Below are 23555 nucleotides of genomic sequence, written 5' to 3'. Positions count from 1 at the left end.
AAGAGGCGCTGATACCACCAGCGCCTCTTTTTTATACCTGTCAAATGCTTTATTGTGCATCCCACCATACCCTGCTGGTCAGTGTAACACCCGCCTGTTGCGGCTGTTCGTTACTCTGCAACTCACTCTCCGGGTACAACAGCCTGCGTGGCACCGCAGACAATGCACCGGTTACCTGTGTTAAGGCGGGGTAACCTGTACGGCGCCAGTCATTGAACGTTTCCGGGTTCAGGAAGTTCGCTACCGCTTTTTCCTCCATGATCCGCTGCAACGCATTCGCATTCGTCAGCACACGGCTGGCAACAAAGGTGGTCGCCGCCAGGGATAATGTATCAATACCCAGCTTGTGCAGGTTACTGTTTATACCATGCTGATACACCGGCTGGGCCGCTGCAAAACCGCTTTTCAGGAACACGGCTTCTGCTTTGATAAACACTGCCTCCGCATAGTTGAATATGTAATTGGAAGAGGCCGCGGCCCCGTAAAAGTTGTTCAGGAAAGAGTAGGCAGACAGATTGCCGGCAGGCAATGTACCGATCCTTCTGCCCACATAGGTGCCCGTGGCCGCAGCTGGTTTGGCGATAACGGGCAAACGCGGATCATTACGGCCTTTCAGCGCTTCGATGATGGTTTCGTTCAGCACATAAGTAGTTACAGGCAGGAACGTATAGTACCAGATGTTTTCGGTAGACGCGTTGCCTTCGTAGGTAAACTTCAAGTCGTCGGCATTCGCTGTCATGCCTTTTTGCAGGGACAGTAACGCACTATCCGCCTGCACTGCAGCGGTGTGACCGGGTGCTTTCGTGAGGTGAATGAAGTAACGCGCCTTCAGCGAATAAGCGGCTTTTGTCCGAGGAAGCCATATTGCCTTTATAAAAGTAGTCGTCGCCACCGGGTTTCACGGCATCGCCTTTAGCGATATCCGCAATACCGCTGTTCAGCAGCGATTGAATCGTTTTATAAATTTCTTCCTGCGAATCATAGGCTACCAGGAAGTTTGTTTTATCGAAGGCTTTGGAATACGGGATATCGCCCCACAGATCGGTGGCTGTGCCTAAGGTGTAAGCGGTCAGGATTTTGGCGATGCCGGCGTAGTTCCAGTGTGCTTCGGATTCCGCTTTCTGGTTTAAGATTTTCAGGTTGTTGAGCACCGTCACATAAAACGTTGTCCAGTCGCCATTCATATCCACATTAAACATCTGGTAATTGTAAATACCCGGATTAGCCTGGTTGGGCGCAATGTTCTGCAGGAACGTCTGCGTGGCCAGCTGCGCGAAACCGCTGGTGATGTTATCAGAAATATTCAGTTCGATCGGCGCCAGCAGCAAGGATTCCTGTACATCCGTCGGATTGTTCGGATCCGTGTTCACATCGAGGAACTTTTTACAGCCGCCCAGCATGATGGCCGACATTGATAGTATTGCTATTACTTTTTCATGTTGAATCAGTTTGAAGAAAACAATCAGAACCCGATTTTCAGCGCTACGTTAAACGAACGGGAAGTAGGTGTAGTGAACGCGTAAATCGACTGCACACCGTTGCCCGTACCATACGAGCTCACTTCCGGATCGGCCCCGTCGAAATGCGGCGAGTAAATCCATAGGTTGCGGCCTGTTACCGACAGGGAAGCTGTTTTAAACGGCGTGCGGTTCAGTACCGCGCGGCTCAGATCGTAGCTGAGTGATATGTTCCTCAGTTTAATGAACGTACCGTCCTGGATCGTGCTTTCGTATTGGCGCGACTGCCAGTAGGTCTGCCCGTTTACCACTACCGTATTGGGTTTGTTGTCCACTTCACTGATGCCTTCGATCACCATGTCGCCGCGTTTTTCGGTGGCTTTCACGGTACCATAGGTATAACCGTAGGCGTTTACATCGTTCTGCACATCCCCACCATGTTTCCAGTCGAAGAAGAAGCTGAAGGTGAATTGTTTGTAGTTAAAGGAGTTGTTCAGGCCCATCATGAAATCGGGATTGGCATTACCAACAATACCCTGGGTAGGATCTACTACCGGCAGGCCGTTTGCGCCGATGAGTACCTGCCCGTCCGCTGTGCGTTTGTAGCGGTTGCCATAGAAGATGTTGTAAGGTTGTCCTACGATCAAACGTCCCAGCTGATTGATACCGGGTGCGAGGGCCAGTACCTTGTTACGGATACTGCTGAAGTTCGCGCTGGTTCTCCAGGTGAAATCATTCGTTTTCACCGGCGTGGCACCGAGTAACAATTCAATACCCTGGTTTTCTATTTCCGCGCTGTTGATCGTTGTGCCCGTGTAACCGGTAGCGTTAGAGATCAGGGCCCCGGGAATAATACCGTTGGTTGATTTGCGGGAGAAGTAAGAACCTTCAAACGTCAGCCTGTCTTTAAAGAAGTTCATTTCAAGACCTGCCTCATATTCGTTCAGGCGTTCGTTGGTCAGGCCCGGATTACCCAGCGTAGTGCTGAGCAAAAAGCCCCCTGTCCCTGGAAAGGAAATTCGAAATAACCGGCATTCGTGTTACGGCCGGCGCGTACATACGGCGTATTCAACGCGTATGGCCCTACCCCATCGTTACCCACCGTGGCGTACGACAGGCGAAGTTTACCAAAGTTCATCACGTTACGGAAACCATCGCCCAGCAGCTCGGAGAAGATGAAGCTGGTAGCCACGGAACCATAGGGATAAAATTGCTTATCAGCAGACAGTACCGAGCTGCCATCGTAACGGCCGGTCAGTGCCAGGCTAATAAAGCGGTTGTATTCCAGGTTAGCCTGTGCGTAGAAACCAACTTTGCGCGTGCGGTAGTAATACTCGCTGGCGCTGTAAGTGCTGGCGCCCGAAACGTTGTTAAAATCATCGATCGTAAGACCGGTACCCGTTGTATTCATGGCGCCGGTGTATTGCGAATAGATGTTGTTACCCACCAGCACATTCAGGTTAAAGTTCCCGAAGTTATTGTTGGTACTGAGCATCAGGTCGTTGTTAAACTGGCGGAAGTTCGTGTTGATGTGGTGAATCTGACCTGTTAACCCGATCTGCGGGCTGGGCCTTTCCGTGTATTTCACTTCTTCCATGTACAGGTCTGCTCCCAGTCTTTCGGTGATGGTTAACCATTTGGTGGGAGTAACGTTTAACGTATATACGGGAATAAAGCGGTTTATCTTATCATTATTGCTGATGTTGTTGATGGTCCAGTACGGCATATTACGCGACAGGCGGTAACCACGCTGGGTACCATCCGCATTCAGGATCGGGAAAGGATTCCGGGATATCGGCTGACCAAGCAATACGAACAATGGTCCGTTGCTGGCGCCTTCCGGCAGCCTGTTCTGTTCTGAGTTGCTGTAATTGATCTGGAAGGTGGAGTTGAAATACTGCCCCATCTTCGTATTGTATTTTACAAAGAAGGAATGCCTCTTGAAGAAGTTCTCCGGCATGGTACTTTTCTGATCAAAATAAGAGTAGCTGGCAAAATAGCTTGAATTGGCGTTTCCCCGTCTACCGCGATGTTGCTGTTGCTGGTTACACCGGTGCGGAAGAAGTCGTACGGGTCGTACTTCTTTGCTTTCTGGCCGTTGATCATCAGCGTATCCATGAGCGGCCCCCATGACAGGCTGCTTTTATTGGCTTCCCCATCATAGAAAATGCCGTTGGTGCCCTGTGCGTATTTGGTCTGGCGCTCCGGCAGCCATGGCTTTTCAAAAGAAAGTTCGGAAGATAAAGTTACGGAAGGCTCCCTGTTTGAGCCGTTCTTCGTGGTAATCAACACCACGCCCCTGGCGCCTGCGGACCCATATAAAGTAGTAGCGGCGGCGCCTTTCAGTACACTCATGCTCTCAATCGTAGCAGGGTCAATGTCTACGATACGGTTGCTGCCGGCACCGGCAGCGATGGCGCCGGTTTCATCGTTATTCACCGGTACACCGTCTACCACAAACAGCGCCTGGTTGCTACCGTTCACGGAGGTCATACCCCTGATCACGATCGAGGCGGAAGCGCCCGCGGTACCCGACGAGCTGGTGATTTGCACACCAGGCACCTTACCTGCGAGGGTGTTCACCAGGTTGGGTTCCTTTGTTTTCGCGATTTCCACGCCACTCAGTTGCTGTGTGCTATAGGTGAGCGTCCGTTTTTCACGCTTCACGCCTAACGCAGTTACCACCACGTCTGTAAGCGATACGGCGCTATTGCTAAGCGTAATATTAAAATCTGTTCTGCCGGAAACGGCAATTTCCTGGTTGTCGTACCCAATGCTGGAGAAAAGAAGGGTGCTGCTTTCAGGCACCTCGATTTTAAAAGTACCGTCTGCTGCCGAAACGGCAGCGGCTTTACCACTCTTATCACGGACGGTAACACCGGGAACGGGATTACCGCTGGCATCGGTGATTCTGCCCTGCACGGCCTTTTGCTGGGCCGTGGCGGCGATCGAACAGCACATCAGCAGAAACATACATACACATCGTGCGATGTTCCGCCATGTGGGCGATTTGGTTGACAGTTGCATTGCAATTGTGTTTTAAGTAAGGAATAGTTTGTCCTGGCCGGCGCACATGTCGCCCGCAATTACTCGTGTTGTTGTATTGATTGCTTAAAGGATACGTTATTGCCCGACTTTAACAGCCGCGCGAAATTTTGATTTTTTGTTCCATTCGTGGTAAAATATGGATGGAAATGACCGTTTTCGTAAAAAAAAGCCGTGGCTTTCCTTTGTTCACTTCCTTTCCAGATACGGTTTACATCGATATTCGGTTTGTTCTTTTACTGCACTATACTTGTCAACTTTACACTCATTATCCTGTATCAAAACTATTTTTTATTAAGTTGAGTTAACCAAAATAAATTAACCATTTATGTGCAGATATTACCTTTAAACCCCAAATTCGGGTTAATTTCTGCTAACTAGATTATTTGAACGATGAATTCCCACTTAACGCCGATAAGCGTACATAAAACTTTAAATTTGAAGATGACACTGCAGAAAGCCATAAAAATAGCCGTTGCCGCGCACGCCCAACAAACCGATAAATACGGCGCACCATACATCCTCCACGTGATGCGGGTAACAAACCTCGGTAAAACGGAAGAAGAGAAAATATGCGGCGCATTGCACGATGTGGTAGAAGATACGCCGTGGACGTTCGAGCAACTTGCCGCGGAAGGTTTCAGTACAACGGTGCTGGACGCACTGCGTTGCGTTACTAAATTATCCGACGACGAGGATTATGATCATTTCATCGGCCGCATCTTACCCAATCGCCTGGCCTGCGCCGTAAAACTAAATGACCTCACGGATAATATGGACATCCGCCGGGTACCGGCGTTGCAGGAGAAGGATGTGCCGCGTTTTAATAAGTACTTAAAGGCATACCGGCGGGTGAGCGAGGCGCTGTTGCAAGGGCACATCCTATAAGGATCCTCTATGCATCCTATATGCTGATCCGCTGAAACCCAGGCTGGGCGTAACAGGGCATATAGGATCCTTATAGGATGCATACAGGATCTTCCTACAAACCCATAACAACAGCATGCCCCACATCACGACCATTTGATTATCATCAACTTATATAATTTTAAATATTTGGTACATTTTTCATTCCAAGCCCACAGCGGGTTTAAGGCGAGCTTATGCAGGGTTCGCCCGAAATTTGTGCACCCTCGTTACATTGTTTATGCAGCTTCACTACTTTGGTTCCCAAACGCCCTCCCTGCCATCGTACTTTTACTTTTTGCGTGATATGGAAGCGCCAACAGTGGCGCATCGGGGAGGCTGTTCTTTGTTTATTGGAAGATAGGGCTAACAATAGCAAGGGCTGTTGCTTTTGCGCAACAGCCCTTTACGGTACCTGTTTTTTCTTTTATTAGAAGCGGTAAGTGATCGTTGAACGGAAGTTACGACGTGCCTCTACAATGTAAGTATAGAGCGTAGCGGACATTGAAGCCGAGGTCAACAGCTGGTGATCATCCAGCAGGTTATTCACCAGGAAGCCGATACTCAGTTTGCCGGTGTGGTAGTTTATACCACCATCCAGGCGGAAGTAATTGGGAATATTAGACACCCCGGAAGTACCTACCGTACGTTCTGCCTGCCATTGTGCACCGCCCTGTACGCCGAAGTTTTTCAGAAAACCTTTCTGCGCGTTGTACTGTAACCAGCTGTTAAAGATATATTTCGCCGTGTTAGGGGTAATATTGCCTACTGTTTCTTTACCTGCTACTACGTTCGGTGATTCTTTCGTGATTTTAGCGTCGGTAATGGCGCCGTTCACGTTCACGTTAAAGCCGGGCAACACCTGGCCGGTAATGTCCAGTTCCGTGGCCTTTAGTCGTGGTTTCGCCCAGTTGTTCGAACACATCTACACCGCGGCTGTCTTTAATATTCATGTTCACCTTATCACCTACGCGTTTAATGCGGTAAGCAGCAAAAGTGGTAGTCACGCGACCCTTCAGCCATTCTCTTTTCACGCCGAACTCGATGTTGTTGCCTTTCAGCGGATCAAATGGTCTCAGGCTGGAGTCCAGACCGGTAACCGGCACAAAGCTTTGGTCGTACAACCCGTAAACACTGGTATTTTTGTCTGCAGAGAAGCTGAAACCTGCGCGTGGCGTAAACACCGCATCGTCTTTATCAGCAGCGGCTTGTCTTGCCGTAACGATCGCCCTGGTGTAACGGCCGCCCAATGTAATACGCAGCATGTCGTTGAAGAAGGCCAGTTCGTCCTGTATATAAGCGGAGAAGTAGTTGGTTACGGTAATGTAGGAAGAATTAGCAGCACGCTGACGCACGCTCCTCGTACGATCCAGGGTTGGCAAGGAATCGAAGGGAATGCCGTACTGTGGATTGTACACGTTGAACAGTGCACCGCCAGCCAGCCTCACGTCATTTTTCAGCGTGCGGAAGTCGCCCCAGAATTTCTTGGTACCCATATCGATACCACCGAGAATGCGGTGACGGATACCACCGGTGTACTCTTCGCCGCTCAGGGAAACCTGGCCAAAAGTGTTTTCGCCGGCTTCGTCACCCAGGCTATAGTAACGCCTCATGTTACCGGTCGCGGAATCCACGCTGCTCGCCCACATGCTGTTACCTTCCATCGCAAAGTTGAAGTAGGCAACCTGTGCATGCGCTTTCCACTTATCGTTGATCTGGTGATCGAGGTATACGTAAGCACTATGGTCTTTCAGGGTGCTGGGCTCCATAGCCGGGTCCCGGTAAAAGAAGTTGTTTTTGATGCCTTCGTCCAGCAGCTTGCGGCCGGAGAACTGGTAGTTACCATTACCCAGGTAGGTGGATGTCTGGTAGGTATATTCCAGTGTTACAGATGTTTTATCGTCCAGCAGGTATTTCAATACCGGGGCGATCATAAAACGTTTGCTGTAATTGTATTTGGTGTAGTAGTCGTTGTCTTGCAGTGCTACGTTCAGGCGGTAGAGCCATTTGGCGTCTTTGCTTAGTTTACCATCGAAGTCGAGCGCAGCACGGTAAGTGGAGAAGCTGCCCATGCTCAGGCTGGCAGACTGGCGGGTCTGGCCGGTAGGCTTTTTAGTTACCACGTTGTAGGAACCACCGGGTTCGCCGGCTGCGAGCATGAAACCTGCAGGACCTTTCACGAACTCGATACGGTCAATCATGGCCGCATCTTCTTTAGTGGGCCCCCAACTGGCTTCGATGTTCATACCGTTGCGGAAAGCCGGGATTTTAGAACCTCTCATGCGGATCTGTGCATACTGGTTATCCCAGTGACCTACGCGGGTAGCACCGCTGACGTTGCGGGTAATACCGTCTACCAGGTCAAACACCTGCTGATCGGCCATCAGTTCGGCAGAAACCACTTTAATGTTCTGCGGCACGTTCAGGATCGGCGTCTGCAAACGCAAGGAGCCGGACACATTATCCATTTTATATTTATTCTTTTCGCCATTGATCACCACTTCCGGAGCTGCGCGTTGGTCGCTTCCAGCTGGATCTCCACGGTTGTGATCTGGTCTTCATTCACTTCCACTTCCTGCGACGACATTTTGTAGCCGATCAGGTATACCTGTACGGTATAGCGGCCCGCAGGCAGTTTACGGAAGACGAATTCTCCCTTTTCATTGGTCATCGTGCCACGGTTCTTTTCTTTGACCTGCACGCTAACATAGGCAGCGGGAGAACCGTCGCTGGTTACTACTTTACCTTTAATGGCAGACAAAGGATCAACATTGGCGAGTACAGGGGAAGATATGGCAATCGCGAAAAGGCATACCGCGATCAGCCTTACTATACGAAGTTTTATGCGCATGGGAGACTATTAATGAAATGTTAAAAACAGATCGCAAAGGTATAGGGAGCCGGGGCGGTACCGTTTATCTAATCGGGAAAAGTATTTGCGAGAAGCGGAAAAACAAAACGCCCTCCGTTCCGTCTTACCACGCTTGCATCATGCAGCTGGCGCTGTTTTTGAGAGAATTATACGCGGGATTGGAAACGACGCGGAAGCGCCAGGGGCAGATATCCTTTACCGGCCACGCTTTCGCGTTGCTCCCACAGGCGGTGAAGATGCCCGCATAAGTTCTTTCATGACGGCCGGCACCGGGTAAGGCTGTTGATAAAACCGTACAGTTTGGGATAGTAATAGCAGCATACTCCGGCATGCCTGCCCGTTTCCGGCAGCGATCTGCCGGAAAATTATATCCTCATTACAAGCGGAACAACCACTATTTTTTTAACTTGATGGGCCACTAAGCGTCAGGTAGCGCCCATGGCTATTATCAGCGTCAAAATAAATATTAAAAAAGATATCTGATAAGACTGCCTGCTGGCAATTAACTTGCACCGCTGAATTGCGCTGTTTATATTTGAAGTACCTATGTCTGACCGCCGCCTATCGCAGGTTTATGGGAAGTTAATGAGCTGGTGGCACACCGTTTTAGGAACAGGTGTGCGGCCGGGGATGTCTTTTATAGAAGCACGGCGCACGCGGCTGCTGAACCTGATCGCGCTCCCCACCATTCCCTTCATGACCTACTTTGCCTGCCTGAATTTTACGCAGGAAAGATATGTACTGGCAACGGTGAACCTGTTGACCCTGGGCGGCAACCTGGCGACATTTATACTGCACAAGGCGCATCGCTATCTGAGTGCAAGGCTGTTCATCATCCTCTACAGCATAGTACTGTATACCTTTGCCGGCGTCTATTTTCAGAACGGAGCAGAATTTTTTCTGTTGAATATATTGATCGTCACCCTGCTGGTATACGACAAACCCTGGGTCCGCTGGACGATCTCCATGTTGATCATCACCTGTTTCCTCATCATTCACTTTTTACCGCAGGAAGCAGCGTTTGCCCGCGATGTACCCGCACAGCGGCACTGGGCCAATGTGGGCATGGCGCTGATCTTTATACCGCTTGCGCTCAGCTATTTTAAACAGCTGCATACAGACTACCAGCAAATCACTGAAAACCAGCGGAAAGCCCTCGCAGCTATGAACCGCGATAAGGAAAAGATGTTTTCCATCGTGGCGCACGATATCCGGAGCCCGCTCGCTACCCTGGAGGGCCTGTTGGAAATGTTTAACGTAGGCGAATACACGGAACAGGAAATGCGGGAGGCTGCCAGCATTTTACATAAGAAAATCGGGCCGCTCAGCAGCACACTTGATAACCTGCTGCGCTGGAGCATCGGCCAGATGAAAGGCATCCGCACGCGGCCGGAAGAATTCTTAGTGAGCCCTTTGTTGCAGGAAGTCCTCGACCTGCTGGAACCCGCCCTTAAACAAAAAGACCTTCGCATCAGCAACCAGGTAACCACGGATTCGGTGTTGTATGCGGACAGTGACCAGACAGCCGTAATTCTCCGCAACCTGATCAGCAATGCATTAAAATTCAGTCACCCCGGCGGCACGATCTACCTCAGTTCCTACCAGGACGGGAGCCGCCAGTTCATAGAAGTGCGCGACGAAGGCGTGGGTATGAGCGTGGAGCAGATGGCCAACATCTTTTCCATACGCGCGGAACCGGCATACGGCACCCGCGGCGAACGTGGTACAGGACTGGGACTGATGCTGTGCAGGGAGTTTGCGGAACAGAACGGCGGCAACCTGGTCGTAAAGAGTATCGAAGGCGAAGGCACCTCGTTTTTGCTGGAAATGCCGGCGGAAGAGGAAGAAGACGAAATGGTCTATTTCGAATAAAGAAGCCGGGATGCCCCGGCTTCCCGTAACTACTAACTGGATACTGCCCCTACCGGTCTTTCGGCCAGTAATGTCCAGCACCACAGTATCGAATTTTGATCAAAACGTACCAGGCTGACGACCGCAAATACGCGGCACGCATAAAATATCAGCCCGATGGCCCCGCCATATTGGGGATCATGATTTCCCGGCGGCATTAACCCCGCCATTAAATGCTTTACCATTTCTAAATAGAATTTACCTTGTTCCCAACCTCGCGGCCATGTTATGCGCGGTTGGAGGAATGTTGTTTTGTGGTGTGAGAAAAGGTGTTTCGCAGGTGGTCCTCGTTGTTTCATGTGATATATTTTGGGTTACTGATGCAGGCTTCACTGAACGCGCAAGGGCAGCGCCACGAGGGTCGTTTCCTAATAGAGTGGTGATGTGGGAAAAACGGGTGAGTGTTTTTTTATCAATATGATAATATAACTCGTACGGCTACCCGGCAGGTTATCAAAATGAGGCGCATAAAAAAGCCATCACACACTGCGACGGCTTCTCATTTCTGTGACCCGGATTGGATTCGAACCAATGACCTACTGCTTAGAAGGCAGTTGCTCTATCCAGCTGAGCTACCGAGTCATCCTCATTCAAAAATAAATATTTACATTTATCTTTTGGGAGTGCAAATTTATACAATTTTCATTCAATAAATCAAAAAATAGAAAAGAAAAGCGATTATGGAGGTAAAAATAGAAGAAAGCTGGAAAGAAGTACTGAAAGACGAGTTCCAAAAATCCTACTTTGAGCAGATTGCCATGCACCTCAAACTGGAAAAGGCTTCCAACAAAACTATTTACCCACCGGGTAACTTAATTTTCAACGCTTTTGATCAAACGCCCTTTGAAAAGGTAAAAGTGGTGCTGCTGGGCCAGGATCCTTACCATAACCCGGGACAGGCGCACGGTCTTTGTTTTTCGGTGCAAAAGGGGGTAAAGCCGCCTCCTTCCCTTGTCAATATTTACAAGGAAATCAATAAAGATCTCGGGTTGCCCATTCCCGAAACCGGTGACCTGACCCCCTGGGCCAAAAACGGGGTGCTCATGCTCAACGCCATGCTCACCGTACGGGCCAATGAACCGGCTTCGCACAGCAAAATCGGCTGGGAAAACTTCACCGACGCCGTGATCCAGAAAGTGTCCGAAAAGAAAAAGGGCGTTGTATTCCTGCTGTGGGGCCGCTTTGCACAGGATAAACAAATACTGATCGACGCTACCAAACATCATATTCTGAAAGCCGCCCACCCCTCACCATTTAGTGCGGACAAGGGCTTCTTCGGTTGCAGGCACTTCTCCAAAACCAACGAACTGCTGGTGAAGGAAGGCCTGGAACCAATTGACTGGCGGCTGTAAGCTCCAACGTTATGAACTTGTTCAAAAGCATTTTTGGTCGGGTATACGCGGTGTATGTGCTGTTAATGTTCATCGCCACCATGCTGATCGTTTTTATTCCGGTCTGGATCGCTTCCCGTTTGAAAGAACCTGCCCCCACCCGGGTGTTCCTGCAGATCGGGCGCGTATGGATGTGGGTGTACATGCGGCTGATCGGTTGCCCGGTACGCCACCGCGGACGCGAACACTTCGAAAAAGGACAATCGTACGTGGTGGTGTGCAATCACAATTCATTGATAGACGTGCTCGTCACCACACCGGGCGTACCCGGCGTGAGTAAAACACTTGCAAAAATATCCATGGGAAAGATTCCCCTGTTCGGCATTTTGTACCGCATCGGGGGTATTATGGTAGATAGAAAAGACGAGGAAAGCCGCAAAAACAGCGTGTTGGAAATGAAAAAGGCGCTCAGCCTCGGCATGCACATGTCGCTTTACCCCGAAGGGACCCGCAATAAAACAGCTTATCCGCTTAAAAACTTCTACGATGGCGCGTTTGCCTTAGCCATCGACGCGCAGGTACCGCTGGTGCCGTCATTGCTGTTTCATACCCGCAAAATTTTACCGGCGTCGGGCAAGTTCCTGTACGCCATGCCCCATCCTATCGACTATCACTTTTTGCCCCCATACCCACGAAAGGGCTGACCAGGGCAGATATTCCGGCATTAAAGGAAAAAGTATTTACCCTGATGTGGGACCACTACAGTAGCTATAAATCGTAGAACTGCCTTGTACGGTTCACCCTCAGATCGCGCAGGATACCCGCTTTCGGACTAATGGTGATGCTGAAGGAGCGGTAAGAACCGAACGGCACCAGGTTGATGGACATCTGCCAGCAGTGCAGATCGCGGGAAACGTACATCGTGGTATAAGATATCTGGTTCAACCGGAAGTCGTAACCGCTGTTCACCCCAATTTTCCAGTTGGGTGTAAGGCTGAAGTCGCCGTTGAAGCTCAGGTACTGGGTAAATACAGTGGTGTCGCGGCGGAAATCTGCCGTGCGGGTACGCGAAAAGTTAAGACTGTACGATAAGTCGAGCCGCCACGGAATATCAAAGTCGACGTACTCGCCCGGGTTGGCCCTGGTCATCTCCAGCTGACGGCGTTGCGCTTCCAGCTGGGCATCCGTAGTTTCGTTCTCGATGATCTCCTCTTTCTTCTGCTGCTTCTCCTTGCTCTTCTTATCCTGCGACTGGAATGAGGTACTGATCGCCACGTTCATATTGGTCAGGCGCCCCAGTTTCGTATTGCCCCCTGCCAGGTATACCTGTCGAGCCTGCGGCCCAAAGAATCCAGCTGGTAAGGGTCCAGGTACCGTTCGCCGAGATGTTCACCTTGTCGAACAGGTTGGTACGGGCATAAATGCTGAAAGTAGATAACCGGAACGAGTCTGCTACGAGGTTGTAGCTGCCGTTAAGACCGAAACCATCCAGCAGCTTCACTTTTTTGAACCCGCTGGTATCTTTCTTCGACTTCATCCTCATTTCCAGGTTGTTATCCAGGCTAAAACTGATACCGCCAAAGGTTCCCTGCGAGGGCGGACCAAATACGGAGCCATCAAAATAAGAAGCCTGGCGGATGGCATTGGCGCCGGTATCGTAACGAAGATTATAATAATATTGTGCAGAAAGGTCTGGTTTATAGCTGATGCTCGCCGTCGGACGGATCACGTGGCGGATCGCATCCACCTTAGAACCTTTTTTGAACTGGTACATACCATACAACGCCGTTGCCAGCGACATGCCCGTACTTACCTCGCGCATGGAATAGAAACCACTTTCATATACGCTGTCCACCTTATAATCGGCGGCATTCCAGGTCTGATTCAGTCTTTTCGTATACCACTTCTCTGCATAACTTACACTGGGCGAAAGGGTAAAATTTTTAAACACCGGGATGGAAAAGCTGATCGGGATCTGGTGCTGCATGCCCGTTTGCAAACGGTCGAACATGGCAGGTTTCGCGAACATGCTGTCCTTAAAAGTGGTGGTGTTACGCAGGTTACCCGTGTAGCTGATACCAATTTTCTCGTACCATTTGCCTAGGCCTACCCCACCGTCGCGCTGGAACGGATAAATAGTATTCACCGTAAAAGCCGCCTCCGGCGCCGTAATAGTTACGTCGCGGGTAAGCGTGTTCTGCGAGTGGTTCAGTGACAAAGTAAGGTTATAAGGTTTGCCCTGCCAGCTTTTACTGTACGCGATCGAAGAGGTGAGGATGTTATTCAGCCTCGTCTGGTAATCGGTTACGTTATAAGAGTTATAGTTAGAAGTACCAAAGTGTACGTTCGCAGAGAAGTTCGTTCCCGGGCGCGCCTTACTGTCCATACTATGGTTCCAGGTTACATTAAAGTCGCGCGATACCGAAAAATCCTCCTTCACCTCTTTGTCCCCGAAGCGGGTATTGGCGATGGAGATATTCAGCCCACCATTATACCGGTAACGCTTCCGGTAAGTGGGGCTCATGGTAAGTCCCCAGCTGCCATACGAATACACATTACCGCGCATTGTGAGGTCCGGTGCTCGCCCAAACCAACATAATAACCGCCGTTTTCCAGGCCGATACCTTTTTGCTGGTTCACCGTGTACTGCGGGATCAGGATGCCGGAGCGCTGCCCGCTGGTAATCGGGAAAATGGCGAAGGGAATATATAATGGAGTGGGAATGCCCTGTATTTCGAGGTTAGCCGGACCGGAGATCACCATTTTATTGGGAATCACCTTAATCTTACGCGCCCTGAAGGCAAAGTGCGGTGTATCGAGGTTACAGGTCGTATAGCCGTTCTTGAAACCGAACACCGTGTTATCCGGCGCCTTTTTCACCTGCTGGCTTACAATAAAACCCTCACCGTATTGAGAGCGGGTATTATAAATCTTGGCTTTCTGCGAGGGCAGGCTGTATACGATACTGTCCTGGTCCGTGGTCTGCGTACCATCCGTAAATACCGGGCGGCCGGTCTTTTTCCCGGTAGAATCGATGCTGGGCGTTACGCGGAGCAAACCTTTCTCCCGGTCTATCTGCATCCGGTCGCCCGTTACCTGGATTTCCTTATATTTTACGTCGGCGGAGCCGTACATAAATACTTCCTTGCGCTTAACGAACGTTACAGAGGAGTCCTTAACCTTAAAATAAATGGGAGCTTCCAGCGAATCCTTCGACACTTTTGCCAGGCTGAGGGAATCATCGGGCCGGCGGGTGGTGCTGTCGGTGGCCGGTACCGAATCGATGCGGCCGGCACTGTCCAGTTGCGCCATACGTACCCTTTGTCGCAACAGCGAATCCTGGAAGGGACTTTTCTGGTTAGGCACCGTGTCCGGCACCGTATCCAGGCTATTTCCGCCACTTCGTGCTAAATTTTTGTTAAAAGAGGGCAGCGGCGCACCGTAAGCGCGGCCAATACCGTCTAATAAAGCAGGAGACGATAGCAATAAAATGGCTATCACCGGCAATTGCGACTGCCTGAAAAACTTTTTATAACTATTTTTGCAGAAAGGGTACATGTGTCAAGCGGGCACAAACCTACAAGTTTTTACACAAATTATAACAGTGAGAAACCGGTCAGGTGTACACAAAGATGTAAAAAGAGTCGCAAACAGGCATTATCATTGTGTGAAGATTGAAAACTTTATATTTTATTTAAGATTAAACTAACCCATTAAAACAAAAACAGACAAGCAACATGCGTTGGACAAGACCGTTGATAAAAGGATTGGGTATAGCGTTAGTTTCGATTTTATTCATCAGTGTGAAAGCGGCGCCTCCCCAGCAGGACAAACCGATTAAAACGATCGTGATAGATGCGGGGCATGGAGGTCATGACAGTGGTGCGAAGGGTAGCTACTCTTCGGAAAAAGACATATCCCTCGCCGTGGCCCTCAAATTGGGTAAGCTAATTGAAGAACGAATGCCGGATGTGAAAGTAGTGTATACCCGGAAAACAGATCGCTTTGATGATCCCAGGGAAAAAGCACGCATCGCCAACGAAGCCAACGGCGATTTGTTTATCTCTATTCACTGTAATGCGGCCTACGCCAGGAAGGTAGTAGGATACCGTAAAGGCAAGAGCAAGAAAAAGATTCCCATATATAAAAACGTACCCAGCGCCGCCAAAGGCACGGAAACTTACGTTTGGGCTACCAGTAAAAACGCCGCTAAAACGGAGTCGCTCCGCAACATGAACGTGATCGTACTGGACGCCAATTCTGAGGAAAGCAAACAGGTAATGGGTGATAATGACATCGCATCGGTGATCATGCGCAGGACCATGAGCAACGTGTTTTTCGATAACAGCCTGCGTTTATCCAACCTGATCGAAGACGAATTTACCCAAACAGGCCGTATCAGCCGGGGTTCCCGCCAGCGTGATGAAAAAGGCATCTGGGTGCTGCAGGCCACTGCCATGCCAAGCGTACTGGTAGAACTGGGCTTCATCAGCAATCCCGATGAAGAAGATTACCTGAACTCCGCGGCCGGCCAGAATGAAGCCGCGAACTCGATTTTTAAAGCTACCAAACGTTATAAAGATTACCTGGAGAAGTACGGCGCACAAAGTGATGCGGCAAATGATCCTGCCCCCGCTCCCGCCCCTCCTCCACCTGCAACCGTGGAAAAACAGGTACAGCCCGCTGCGGTTAAAGCAGAAATGCCAGCCGCTAATAATGCCGAAGAATACCGCGTACAGCTTTGCATTACGGATAAGGTATACACGGAAAATGCTACTATCTTCAAAAAACTCGGCACCAGTAAAATAGAAAGGGAACAGGTTTTGATAGACAAGAAGAAGAAATACAAATACCTCATGGGCGCCTACCGCACCGAAGCGGAGGCCCATGCGGCAATGTACAAAGCGCAGAAGCAGGGATTCCCCGATGCATTCGTGGTTCCCTATAAAAATGGGTGTGGTTAAACCCGCTCATGTAAGATATTATCCTATCTTTACCCCAATTAATTTCCTCCCTGCAACTGCTCACGTTTGTATTTTGTTATTTTTGCTGCTGGCAAAACCATACACACAATATAACTGGATGAAAATATCTAACGAAACTAAAGTAGGCATATTGGCTGCCGCAGGAATTGCTTTATTGATCCTCGGGTTTAACTTCCTGAAGGGCAATTCATTGTTTTCCTCGAAGAAAAAGATTTACGCGGTATATACCCAGGTGAACGGCTTGCAGCCCTCTAACCCGGTACAGGTAAACGGCCTTATTGTGGGTAATGTAACGGAACTGGAGGTAATGGACCAACGGGCCGGCCGCATCCTGGTAACGCTTTCCATCTCTAAAAAGATAGAAATCCCCAGTAACTCCGTAGCCCGTATCAGCAGCGACCTGCTGGGCTCTAAAAAAGTAGAACTGGACTTTGGCGATGCCAACCAGTTCCTAAAAACGGCGATACCATCTATGCAGCTGTAGACGGCTCCATCACCGATGCGCTCAAAGAACAACTGAACCCGCTGGTGACCAAACTGGAAGGCACACTGGGACAGGTAGACTCGCTCCTGATCACTGTGAACTCCGTGTTTGACACCACCGCCAAAACAGACCTGCGCTCCGCCATCCACCACCTGAATGGTACACTCGGCCACCTGTCTACCGCCACCAACTCGCTTAATGGCATGCTGGCCAACAACGGCGCTGTAAACGGTACCTTCAAAAACCTGGAAGCGGTGACCGCGAACCTGAAAAACAATAACGAAAAGATTACCGGCATCCTGGACAATGCGGATAAAACTATGAGTACGCTGGCAAATGGTGAACTGGATCATACCCTCAAGTCCCCGGAGGAAATGTCTAACAACCTCAATGCTACCATTGCGAAACTGAACAGCACCGACGGTACCGCCGGCCTGCTGCTGAACGATAAAAAAGTATACAATAATCTCCGGGTAACACTGGGCAGCCTGAATAAATTGCTGGAAGATCTGCGCTATAACCCGAAACGTTATGTGCACTTCTCCCTGTTTGGCAAAAGGCCAAAATACAGCCTATCCCGTCGGATACGGCACAATAACCAGCACTATGCACAATCGTTTTATATACCGGTCTATTCTTATTACTTTGATAGGAATGGCCGGTTCTTTCTATGCCAACGCCCAGCAGCAACCGGTAAAGCTAATTCGCTCCGGTGCATTTCAATCCCTGAGAAATGAAAACATCCTGCGTGTGCAAAGCGATACTGTAGACGGTAAAATTATACAGGCGCAATTTTCACAGGGCTTTACGATCATGGATTGCGACAGCGCCATCCTCGATCAGAATGCCAACGCCGTAGAGGCGTATGGCAATGTGCATGTGAATGATAAAGACAGTGTACATACTTATTCTGATTACATCTTTTACGACGGCAATACCCGCATCGTAACCCTGGACGGTAATGCTAAAATGACCGACAGGAAAGTAATCATTACCGGACCGGAAATGATTTACGATATGAATGCGAAAATAGGCAGCTACGTTAACGGCGGTAAACTGGTCAACGAAAAATCAACCCTTACCAGCCAGGAAGCTTTCTATTATACAGATACCAAGGACGTGTATTTTAAGCAAAACGTGGTGCTCATCAACCCGGATTATACGCTTTCTACGGATACGCTGTTATACAACACCGCTACCAAAATAGCCACCATCGTGGCCCCTACCACCATCAACGATGGCAAAAGGATTACATATGTATCCTCCGGCACCTATAACACCGAAACCGGCAAAGGCAATTTTGTAAGCAGGCCGCTGATCACAGATAGCACGGGCGACTTTACAGCAGACCACATCGACATCGATAAAAGTAATGGTATGGCCATTGCCACCGGCAATATGATCTGGCGCGATACGGTGAACAAGATCATCCTGCTCGGCAACTACGGCCAGGTAAACCAGACCAGCAAATCGGTGTTCGCGACCCAGCACCCGGTAGCAATTACCTACAACAAAGCAGACTCCCTGTTCATGACCGGCGACACCCTGTATTCCGGCCTGATCAGCCCCGATACGGCTAAAGTATACCTGAAAGATTCACTGCTGCAGACTGTTCCTCCGGCGGAGGAAAACGATTCGCTAACGGAACTGACGGTTCCGGCAGATTCCGTGGCCAGTGCTTTCAAACAGCGTGCAGATGCAGCGATCGGCATAGAACGGGATTCAATAACGGTTGCCGCCGTACGCCCGGATTCCATTCAACAGGTTGTGAGACCAACACGCGACTCCATTCCCGTACGAACGGCTCTTCCGCGCGAAAACCTGCGAAAGTTCAATACTGACACTTTGCCTATGGCAAAACTCACCGACACGACCGCGCAACAACCGAAAGACACCACCGAAAAAGATATATCCGCGCTTTCCGCAATGTCCGCATTTACTCGGATTCGTTGCAGGCGGTATGCGACAGCGCTTATTACAGCAGTGTGGATTCCGTACTCCGCATGTTCCGCAGCCCTGTAATCTGGGTAAAAGACCTGCAGATGTCCGGCGACACCGCCTTCCTGTTTACCCGTAACAGCAAAGCCGACCGGCTGCTGCTGGACCAGAACGGCCTGCTGGCCAGTGAGGTGAATAAAGGATTCTATAACCAGATCAAAGGCAATACCATCACTGGTTACTTCCGCGAAAACAAACTCTTTTACATGCGTATCTATGGCAATGCGGAGAGTATCCTGTTTCAGCAGGATTCGGACAGTGCGTTTACCAACGTACAACGCTCCACCTGCGCCATTATCGACATGCACTTTATAGAAGGTGAACTCGATCGCGTGGTCAACATCAAGGACCACGAAGGCGCGCTGTATCCATTTACACAGTTCCCGGCGGACCAGCGCCTCCTGTCGAATTTTAAATGGGAAATAAAACGCAAGCCGAAATCACGGTACGAGTTGATCGGTAACTAAAAATCAAATAAGTTGGTATCATTACTCAGAAGAAAATTTCTTTCTCCCCTGCTTGAGTTTCTTCACGACAGCCGGGCAGTGGGCATCATACTGATCGTTGCAACCCTATTATCAATGGTGCTTGCCAACACTGCTTTCAGTGACGCCTACACTTCGTTCTGGACACGGCCGTTCGACCCGCATCATTCGCACCACCTGGAGATTGCAGGCCTTCAATTGCCTAATTCTCCACTGTTATGGATTAATGACGGGCTCATGGCGTTTTTCTTTTTCCTTGTAGGGATGGAGATCAAACGCGAGCTAACGATCGGCGAACTGTCTTCTTTAAAAAATCGCTGCTGCCCGTTATTGCTGCATTGGGTGGCATGGTAGTTCCGGCGCTGTTGTTTGCCGTATGTAACTACAACGGTGAATACGCTCAGGGCTGGGGCATCCCTATGGCAACAGACATTGCTTTTTCGCTGGGCATATTATCGCTGCTCGGTAATCGCGTACCACTTTCGCTAAAGATATTTCTTACGGCCCTGGCCATCATCGACGACCTTGGCGCCATCCTGGTGATAGCGGTATTTTACACTGATCATATCAGTGTAAGTCATCTAGTGGCCGGCGGAGGTATCATCGCCTTATTGGCCCTGCTGAATTACCTGAAAGTAAAACGCCTCGTCTTTTATATTCTCCCCGGCATTGTTTTATGGTACTGCGTTTTTAATTCAGGCATCCACGCCACTATCGCCGGCGTACTGCTTGCCTTTACCATTCCGCTGGATAAGGTAAGTGCACTGGAACATCGCTTGCATGATCCCGTCAACTTTATCATTATGCCACTTTTCGCACTGGCTAATACGGCGATCATTTTTCCGCCGGATATATTGCATGTTTTCAGTAACACCGTAAGTTACGGCATCATCATTGGGCTGGTCATCGGTAAACCGCTGGGCATCTTTACTTTTTCGTTCCTTGCCACCAGGCTAAAACTCGCCGCGGCGCCTGCAAACACCAGCTGGTCACAGTTTATAGGCGTTGGCATGATCGCGGGCATAGGCTTTACCATGTCTATCTTCATCGCTTCGCTGGCTTATCATGATGCCACGCAACAGGCGGCGCAGATCATTGCTATTATCTCCGTTATTGCAGCTTCTCTTTTGTCCGGCATACTTGGATTTACTTATTTACGTTTCATTAAAAGCTAAACGATCTTGTTTGGCATTGTTATTGTAAATCCTCCTCCATGAAGTATCGCATCATACTGGTGGCAATCATCAGTAGTTTGGCAATTAAAGCGAAGGGACAAACGGCAGGTCAGCTGGAAGCAGGTGTGAGAATTGGATTACCATTAGGGCCTACTGCACGATATTATATCAGCGACAAATTTGCAGCAGAGGCGATAGTAGGCTTGTACAACCGAACGGCTTCCATTACAGCGCTGGGCGAATTTCACTTCGATCTTTCTGCATTAACTACCGAAGGTTTTGGCTGGTATGCCGGTGGTGGCGCACATTTAGGTACGCGTAGAATAGACGGCAGCACCAAGTTCCTCGCCGGTATTGATGGCATTGCGGGGGCGAATTACAACTTCCCAACGATTCCACTCAACCTCAGCCTGGACTGGAAACCTGCGATTCACTTCACCACTACTTCCGAACTGGCGGACTTTGGCATTTCCGCAAGGTACCGGTTTGGCGGCCGAAAAAAGACTAACGTTTTTCTAACCAATAACAAACGACTATGAAAAAGATCGTGTTACTCTGTGGCATGCTTGCAGCGCTGTCACTCGGAGCAAATGCGCAAAGAACAAGTAATCCCGCAGATTACAAAGTAGGCTTGGGTTTAAGAGTAAATCCCTGGATCGTTGGCTTTACCGCCAAAGGTTTCATTAAAGGTCCGCATGCTATAGAAGGCATCGTACACCACTACTATGGCAGCAATATCAACAACGTAACATTTACCGGCCTTTACGAATACACGTTCAACGTGTTCGGCCGTTCCGAATGGAACATGTACGGTGGTGGTGGTGCGCACATCGCCCTTTGGCAGGACCGCTATTACGATGGCGACCGCTGGAGAAACGACGGTACCACCGCATATCCCGGTCTGGATGGCATTTTTGGCGTGGAATACACCTTTAAAAAGATCCCGCTGAACCTGAGCGCCGACCTCAAACCATTCTTCCATTTTAATTCCCCGAACGACGGTAACTTCTTCGGCGAACAGATTGGTGGTTTGTCGGCACGGTACACCTTTAAATAAGGATTACTTTCCTTACAATATCAATCCCGGCTTGCACAAAGGCCGGGATTTTTTTATGGGGACCAGCTGCCACTTCCCTTTTCAGCCGCAGTTGCGTCGCTCCCTTCAGCGGCTTTATCGCTCCTCAACACAAAAGTGACACCCTGCAAGGGGTGGTGAATGGCTTAAAAGTGGGGCTGAAATCGATGAAGGACCGGTGAGCCTTCGGTTAAACGGCGTCCCGATAGAACAACACCGAAGGATGCTGCCGGTATGATGATTGCTTTAAAGCAATGAATTAACAGGAAAACGGTAATTTTAATACCATGAAAATCTTTTCCGCCGCCCAGATCCGCGCTGCCGATGCTTACACCATCGAGCACGAACCAGTGAGCAGCCTTATGCTGATGGAACGCGCCGCAGCCGCCTGCGCTTCCTGGCTCCGCGCCCGGTTTATGCCGGCGACGCCACTGTGCATCTTCTGCGGAAAAGGCAACAACGGCGGCGACGGCCTCGTTATCGCCCGGCTACTATTACTCCGGGGCTATACTGTAGATGTGTACATCGTGCATCACAACGATAAACCCTCTGCCGATCACGCTGCGAACTACGCCATCCTCGAAAAGGAACACCCGGATGTTATCCACCACATCCACGCCCAACAAGACTTTCCGGAACTACCGACGGGCGCCATATTGATCGACGCCATTTTCGGCACCGGTCTCTCCCGCCCGGTAGAGGGCTGGGTAGCCGGCATCCTGCACCGCATCAGCGATAACAAGGACCGCCACACGATCGTGGCCATCGACATGCCTTCAGGCCTCATGGCCGATGCTTCTTCTGGGCATGCGCCGGGTGTGCATGCCCATTACACGCTCAGTTTCGAGTGCTATAAACTCGCTTTCCTGATGCCCGAAAATGCGGACCGCTGCGGTGAGGTACACATCCTGCCCATAGGCCTGCATCCCGCGTATATCGCGAACACCATCACGGAAAACCACATCATCGACAAAGACATTATACACACCATTTACCAGCCGCGTAAAGCCTTCTCGCACAAAGGCACCTATGGGCACGCGTTGCTGGTGGCGGGCAGTTATGGTAAAATGGGCGCCGCTGTATTGGCCGCCAGGGCGTGTTTGCGTACGGGCGTGGGCTTACTGACGGTGCATGTACCACGTTGCGGGTATAACATCATTCAAACCACCGTGCCATCGGCCATGTGTATTGCGGAGGTAGAAGAGCAGCACAGCATTCACTTTCACGAAGGACTCAACCCCAACTACAAATGCATGGGCATCGGTCCGGGCATTGGTACCGAAACCGCCACCGCGCGCAGCCTGGAACGCCTGCTGGACGCCGCTAAAACACCGATGGTGTTGGACGCGGATGCCCTGAACATCCTGGGCACGTACCCGGCGTTATTGCAAAAGGTGCCCAAACATTCGCTGCTTACGCCGCATCCAAAAGAATTTGAACGACTGTTCGGTCCAACCGCCAACGACTTTGAGCGCTTATCGCTGCTCTCCCAAAAGGCCCGCAGCCTGCAGTTGTACATCCTGCTAAAGGGTCGTTATACGGCAATCGCCTGCCCGGACGGCGCCATCTATTTCAACACCACCGGCAATCCTGGCATGGCTACAGGAGGCTCCGGCGATGTGCTTACCGGTATACTAACCTCGCTGCTGGCGCAGGACTACAGTCCCAAAGCCGCGATGCTTTTCGGCGTATGGCTGCACGGTGCCGCCGGCGATTATGCAGCCGCCCGGCTGTCGCAGGAAGCCTTGTCGCCCGAAGACATCATTGGGAGCCTTGGTGGCGTATTTCTCACACTAAGCCCCGATAAGCGTATTTAAAACGCTTCAATACC

22 protein-coding genes, 1 tRNA gene and 2 pseudogenes are annotated in these 23555 nt (G+C 50.2%); 14 read left to right on the top strand and 11 right to left on the bottom strand.

All coding sequences use genetic code 11. The annotated features are described in order from the left end of the window. Nucleotides 1-49: 49 nt before the first annotated feature. From MKQ70_RS37430 to MKQ70_RS02485, 5 genes are read right to left on the bottom strand one after another with little or no spacing between them, the layout of a single operon-like run. A complete protein-coding gene (locus tag MKQ70_RS37430; RefSeq protein WP_308199405.1) occupies nucleotides 50-814 on the bottom strand; it encodes a SusD/RagB family nutrient-binding outer membrane lipoprotein in 765 nt (254 codons plus the stop codon). Further along, nucleotides 765-1412 (bottom strand): SusD/RagB family nutrient-binding outer membrane lipoprotein, encoded by a 648-nt coding sequence (locus tag MKQ70_RS37425; RefSeq protein ID WP_282456179.1) that lies wholly within the window; start codon nucleotides 1410-1412, stop codon nucleotides 765-767. Before MKQ70_RS37425 ends, MKQ70_RS37430 begins: the two co-directional genes overlap by 50 nt. A 50-nt stretch (nucleotides 1413-1462) precedes the next feature. Continuing rightward, nucleotides 1463-2449, bottom strand: a complete 987-nt coding sequence (locus MKQ70_RS02495) for a TonB-dependent receptor domain-containing protein (RefSeq protein ID WP_248067468.1) — start codon at nucleotides 2447-2449, stop codon at nucleotides 1463-1465. Further along, a complete protein-coding gene (locus tag MKQ70_RS02490; protein WP_248067465.1) occupies nucleotides 2416-3363 on the bottom strand; it encodes a SusC/RagA family TonB-linked outer membrane protein in 948 nt (315 codons plus the stop codon). The genes MKQ70_RS02495 and MKQ70_RS02490 overlap by 34 nt, the downstream gene beginning before the upstream one ends. A gap of 14 nt (nucleotides 3364-3377) precedes the next feature. After that, nucleotides 3378-4484 (bottom strand): TonB-dependent receptor plug domain-containing protein, encoded by a 1107-nt coding sequence (locus MKQ70_RS02485; protein ID WP_248067462.1) that lies wholly within the window; start codon nucleotides 4482-4484, stop codon nucleotides 3378-3380. Between the two features lie 462 nt (nucleotides 4485-4946). Between MKQ70_RS02485 and MKQ70_RS02480 the strand changes: the two genes are divergently transcribed. Beyond that, the gene (locus tag MKQ70_RS02480; protein ID WP_248080953.1) at nucleotides 4947-5390 is read left to right on the top strand and encodes a phosphohydrolase; all 444 of its coding nucleotides are present in this window, start codon (nucleotides 4947-4949) and stop codon (nucleotides 5388-5390) included. A gap of 448 nt (nucleotides 5391-5838) precedes the next feature. On the opposite strand, the gene MKQ70_RS02475 is transcribed toward MKQ70_RS02480, so the two are convergent. Genes MKQ70_RS02475 through MKQ70_RS02465 form a run of 3 tightly spaced genes read right to left on the bottom strand, consistent with a single transcriptional unit; the run spans nucleotide 5839 to nucleotide 8259 of the window. Next, nucleotides 5839-6333 (bottom strand): type IX secretion system membrane protein PorP/SprF, encoded by a 495-nt coding sequence (locus MKQ70_RS02475; RefSeq protein ID WP_248067459.1) that lies wholly within the window; start codon nucleotides 6331-6333, stop codon nucleotides 5839-5841. Then, nucleotides 6254-7909 (bottom strand): TonB-dependent siderophore receptor, encoded by a 1656-nt coding sequence (locus MKQ70_RS02470; RefSeq protein ID WP_248067456.1) that lies wholly within the window; start codon nucleotides 7907-7909, stop codon nucleotides 6254-6256. The genes MKQ70_RS02475 and MKQ70_RS02470 overlap by 80 nt, the downstream gene beginning before the upstream one ends. Further along, entirely contained in the window at nucleotides 7903-8259 is a 357-nt protein-coding gene (locus MKQ70_RS02465) for a carboxypeptidase-like regulatory domain-containing protein (RefSeq protein WP_248067453.1), read from the bottom strand. Before MKQ70_RS02465 ends, MKQ70_RS02470 begins: the two co-directional genes overlap by 7 nt. 140 nt (nucleotides 8260-8399) lie before the next feature. Between MKQ70_RS02465 and MKQ70_RS37420 the strand changes: the two genes are divergently transcribed. Both MKQ70_RS37420 and MKQ70_RS02460 read left to right on the top strand, forming a co-directional pair. Then, nucleotides 8400-8528, top strand: a complete 129-nt coding sequence (locus MKQ70_RS37420) for a hypothetical protein (RefSeq protein ID WP_282456178.1) — start codon at nucleotides 8400-8402, stop codon at nucleotides 8526-8528. Between the two features lie 298 nt (nucleotides 8529-8826). After that, on the top strand, nucleotides 8827-10152 hold the full coding sequence (locus MKQ70_RS02460; protein WP_248067451.1) for a sensor histidine kinase: 1326 nt from the start codon (nucleotides 8827-8829) through the stop codon (nucleotides 10150-10152). Between the two features lie 547 nt (nucleotides 10153-10699). Here the strand turns inward: MKQ70_RS02460 and MKQ70_RS02455 are convergent. Continuing rightward, a tRNA-Arg gene (locus tag MKQ70_RS02455) sits at nucleotides 10700-10773 on the bottom strand. 98 nt (nucleotides 10774-10871) lie between these two features. Between MKQ70_RS02455 and ung the strand changes: the two genes are divergently transcribed. Next, nucleotides 10872-11543 carry a uracil-DNA glycosylase gene (gene ung, locus MKQ70_RS02450; protein WP_248067449.1) on the top strand — a complete coding sequence of 224 codons (672 nt, stop codon included), beginning with the start codon at nucleotides 10872-10874 and terminating at the stop codon, nucleotides 11541-11543. Nucleotides 11544-11554: 11 nt separating this feature from the next. Beyond that, nucleotides 11555-12226, top strand: coding sequence for a lysophospholipid acyltransferase family protein (locus MKQ70_RS02445; protein WP_248067446.1), 672 nt, complete (start codon nucleotides 11555-11557; stop codon nucleotides 12224-12226). Nucleotides 12227-12290: 64 nt separating this feature from the next. Here MKQ70_RS02445 and MKQ70_RS02440 read toward each other — a convergent pair whose 3' ends face one another. After that, the gene (locus MKQ70_RS02440) at nucleotides 12291-12797 is read right to left on the bottom strand and encodes a hypothetical protein (RefSeq protein WP_248067444.1); all 507 of its coding nucleotides are present in this window, start codon (nucleotides 12795-12797) and stop codon (nucleotides 12291-12293) included. Further along, nucleotides 12763-14285: pseudogene (locus MKQ70_RS02435) on the bottom strand (putative LPS assembly protein LptD). Before MKQ70_RS02435 ends, MKQ70_RS02440 begins: the two are co-directional and overlap by 35 nt. A gap of 974 nt (nucleotides 14286-15259) precedes the next feature. Between MKQ70_RS02435 and MKQ70_RS02430 the strand changes: the two are divergent. The 9 genes and pseudogenes from MKQ70_RS02430 to MKQ70_RS02385 all read left to right on the top strand — a co-directional run bounded on the left by MKQ70_RS02430 (nucleotide 15260) and on the right by MKQ70_RS02385 (nucleotide 23541). Further along, nucleotides 15260-16486, top strand: a complete 1227-nt coding sequence (locus tag MKQ70_RS02430; protein ID WP_248067441.1) for an N-acetylmuramoyl-L-alanine amidase family protein — start codon at nucleotides 15260-15262, stop codon at nucleotides 16484-16486. Between the two features lie 118 nt (nucleotides 16487-16604). Then, the gene (locus tag MKQ70_RS02425; RefSeq protein WP_248067424.1) at nucleotides 16605-16991 is read left to right on the top strand and encodes an MlaD family protein; all 387 of its coding nucleotides are present in this window, start codon (nucleotides 16605-16607) and stop codon (nucleotides 16989-16991) included. Continuing rightward, nucleotides 16976-17728 (top strand): MlaD family protein, encoded by a 753-nt coding sequence (locus tag MKQ70_RS02420; RefSeq protein WP_504909698.1) that lies wholly within the window; start codon nucleotides 16976-16978, stop codon nucleotides 17726-17728. The genes MKQ70_RS02425 and MKQ70_RS02420 overlap by 16 nt, the downstream gene beginning before the upstream one ends. A 13-nt stretch (nucleotides 17729-17741) precedes the next feature. After that, nucleotides 17742-19013 (top strand): OstA-like protein, encoded by a 1272-nt coding sequence (locus MKQ70_RS02415; RefSeq protein WP_248067419.1) that lies wholly within the window; start codon nucleotides 17742-17744, stop codon nucleotides 19011-19013. Continuing rightward, the gene (locus MKQ70_RS02410; RefSeq protein ID WP_248067417.1) at nucleotides 18977-19456 is read left to right on the top strand and encodes a hypothetical protein; all 480 of its coding nucleotides are present in this window, start codon (nucleotides 18977-18979) and stop codon (nucleotides 19454-19456) included. The genes MKQ70_RS02415 and MKQ70_RS02410 overlap by 37 nt, the downstream gene beginning before the upstream one ends. A 114-nt stretch (nucleotides 19457-19570) precedes the next feature. Beyond that, a pseudogene (gene nhaA, locus MKQ70_RS02400) lies at nucleotides 19571-20649 on the top strand (Na+/H+ antiporter NhaA). A gap of 38 nt (nucleotides 20650-20687) precedes the next feature. Continuing rightward, the gene (locus MKQ70_RS02395) at nucleotides 20688-21188 is read left to right on the top strand and encodes a hypothetical protein (RefSeq protein WP_248067412.1); all 501 of its coding nucleotides are present in this window, start codon (nucleotides 20688-20690) and stop codon (nucleotides 21186-21188) included. Next, the gene (locus tag MKQ70_RS02390; protein WP_248067410.1) at nucleotides 21185-21706 is read left to right on the top strand and encodes a hypothetical protein; all 522 of its coding nucleotides are present in this window, start codon (nucleotides 21185-21187) and stop codon (nucleotides 21704-21706) included. The genes MKQ70_RS02395 and MKQ70_RS02390 overlap by 4 nt, the downstream gene beginning before the upstream one ends. A 305-nt stretch (nucleotides 21707-22011) precedes the next feature. Beyond that, complete coding sequence (locus tag MKQ70_RS02385; RefSeq protein WP_248067407.1) at nucleotides 22012-23541, top strand: NAD(P)H-hydrate dehydratase; 1530 nt, start codon at nucleotides 22012-22014, stop codon at nucleotides 23539-23541. Nucleotides 23542-23555: the final 14 nt, after the last annotated feature.

Origin of the sequence: Chitinophaga sedimenti (assembly GCF_023156195.1) — a bacterium.
GTDB classification, from domain to species: domain Bacteria; phylum Bacteroidota; class Bacteroidia; order Chitinophagales; family Chitinophagaceae; genus Chitinophaga; species Chitinophaga sedimenti.
The sequence above is the reverse complement of the archived record's forward strand: the minus strand, read 5'-3'. Positions and strand labels throughout refer to the sequence as shown.

What these genes read in the sequence shown, in the direction of transcription:
- ung (WP_248067449.1), top strand. Translation starts at nt 10,872, where the DNA reads ATGGAGGTAAAAATAGAAGAAAGCTGGAAAGAAGTACTGAAAGACGAG.
- MKQ70_RS37420 (WP_282456178.1), top strand. Translation starts at nt 8,400, where the DNA reads ATGCAGCTGGCGCTGTTTTTGAGAGAATTATACGCGGGATTGGAAACG.
- MKQ70_RS02390 (WP_248067410.1), top strand. Translation starts at nt 21,185, where the DNA reads ATGAAAAAGATCGTGTTACTCTGTGGCATGCTTGCAGCGCTGTCACTC.
- MKQ70_RS37425 (WP_282456179.1), bottom strand. Translation starts at nt 1,412, where the DNA reads ATGTCGGCCATCATGCTGGGCGGCTGTAAAAAGTTCCTCGATGTGAAC.
- MKQ70_RS02425 (WP_248067424.1), top strand. Translation starts at nt 16,605, where the DNA reads ATGAAAATATCTAACGAAACTAAAGTAGGCATATTGGCTGCCGCAGGA.
- MKQ70_RS02385 (WP_248067407.1), top strand. Translation starts at nt 22,012, where the DNA reads ATGAAAATCTTTTCCGCCGCCCAGATCCGCGCTGCCGATGCTTACACC.
- MKQ70_RS02490 (WP_248067465.1), bottom strand. Translation starts at nt 3,363, where the DNA reads ATGGGGCAGTATTTCAACTCCACCTTCCAGATCAATTACAGCAACTCA.
- MKQ70_RS02465 (WP_248067453.1), bottom strand. Translation starts at nt 8,259, where the DNA reads ATGCGCATAAAACTTCGTATAGTAAGGCTGATCGCGGTATGCCTTTTC.
- MKQ70_RS02480 (WP_248080953.1), top strand. Translation starts at nt 4,947, where the DNA reads ATGACACTGCAGAAAGCCATAAAAATAGCCGTTGCCGCGCACGCCCAA.
- MKQ70_RS02485 (WP_248067462.1), bottom strand. Translation starts at nt 4,484, where the DNA reads ATGCAACTGTCAACCAAATCGCCCACATGGCGGAACATCGCACGATGT.
- MKQ70_RS02430 (WP_248067441.1), top strand. Translation starts at nt 15,260, where the DNA reads ATGCGTTGGACAAGACCGTTGATAAAAGGATTGGGTATAGCGTTAGTT.
- MKQ70_RS02475 (WP_248067459.1), bottom strand. Translation starts at nt 6,333, where the DNA reads ATGTGTTCGAACAACTGGGCGAAACCACGACTAAAGGCCACGGAACTG.
- MKQ70_RS02460 (WP_248067451.1), top strand. Translation starts at nt 8,827, where the DNA reads ATGTCTGACCGCCGCCTATCGCAGGTTTATGGGAAGTTAATGAGCTGG.
- MKQ70_RS02445 (WP_248067446.1), top strand. Translation starts at nt 11,555, where the DNA reads ATGAACTTGTTCAAAAGCATTTTTGGTCGGGTATACGCGGTGTATGTG.
- MKQ70_RS02395 (WP_248067412.1), top strand. Translation starts at nt 20,688, where the DNA reads ATGAAGTATCGCATCATACTGGTGGCAATCATCAGTAGTTTGGCAATT.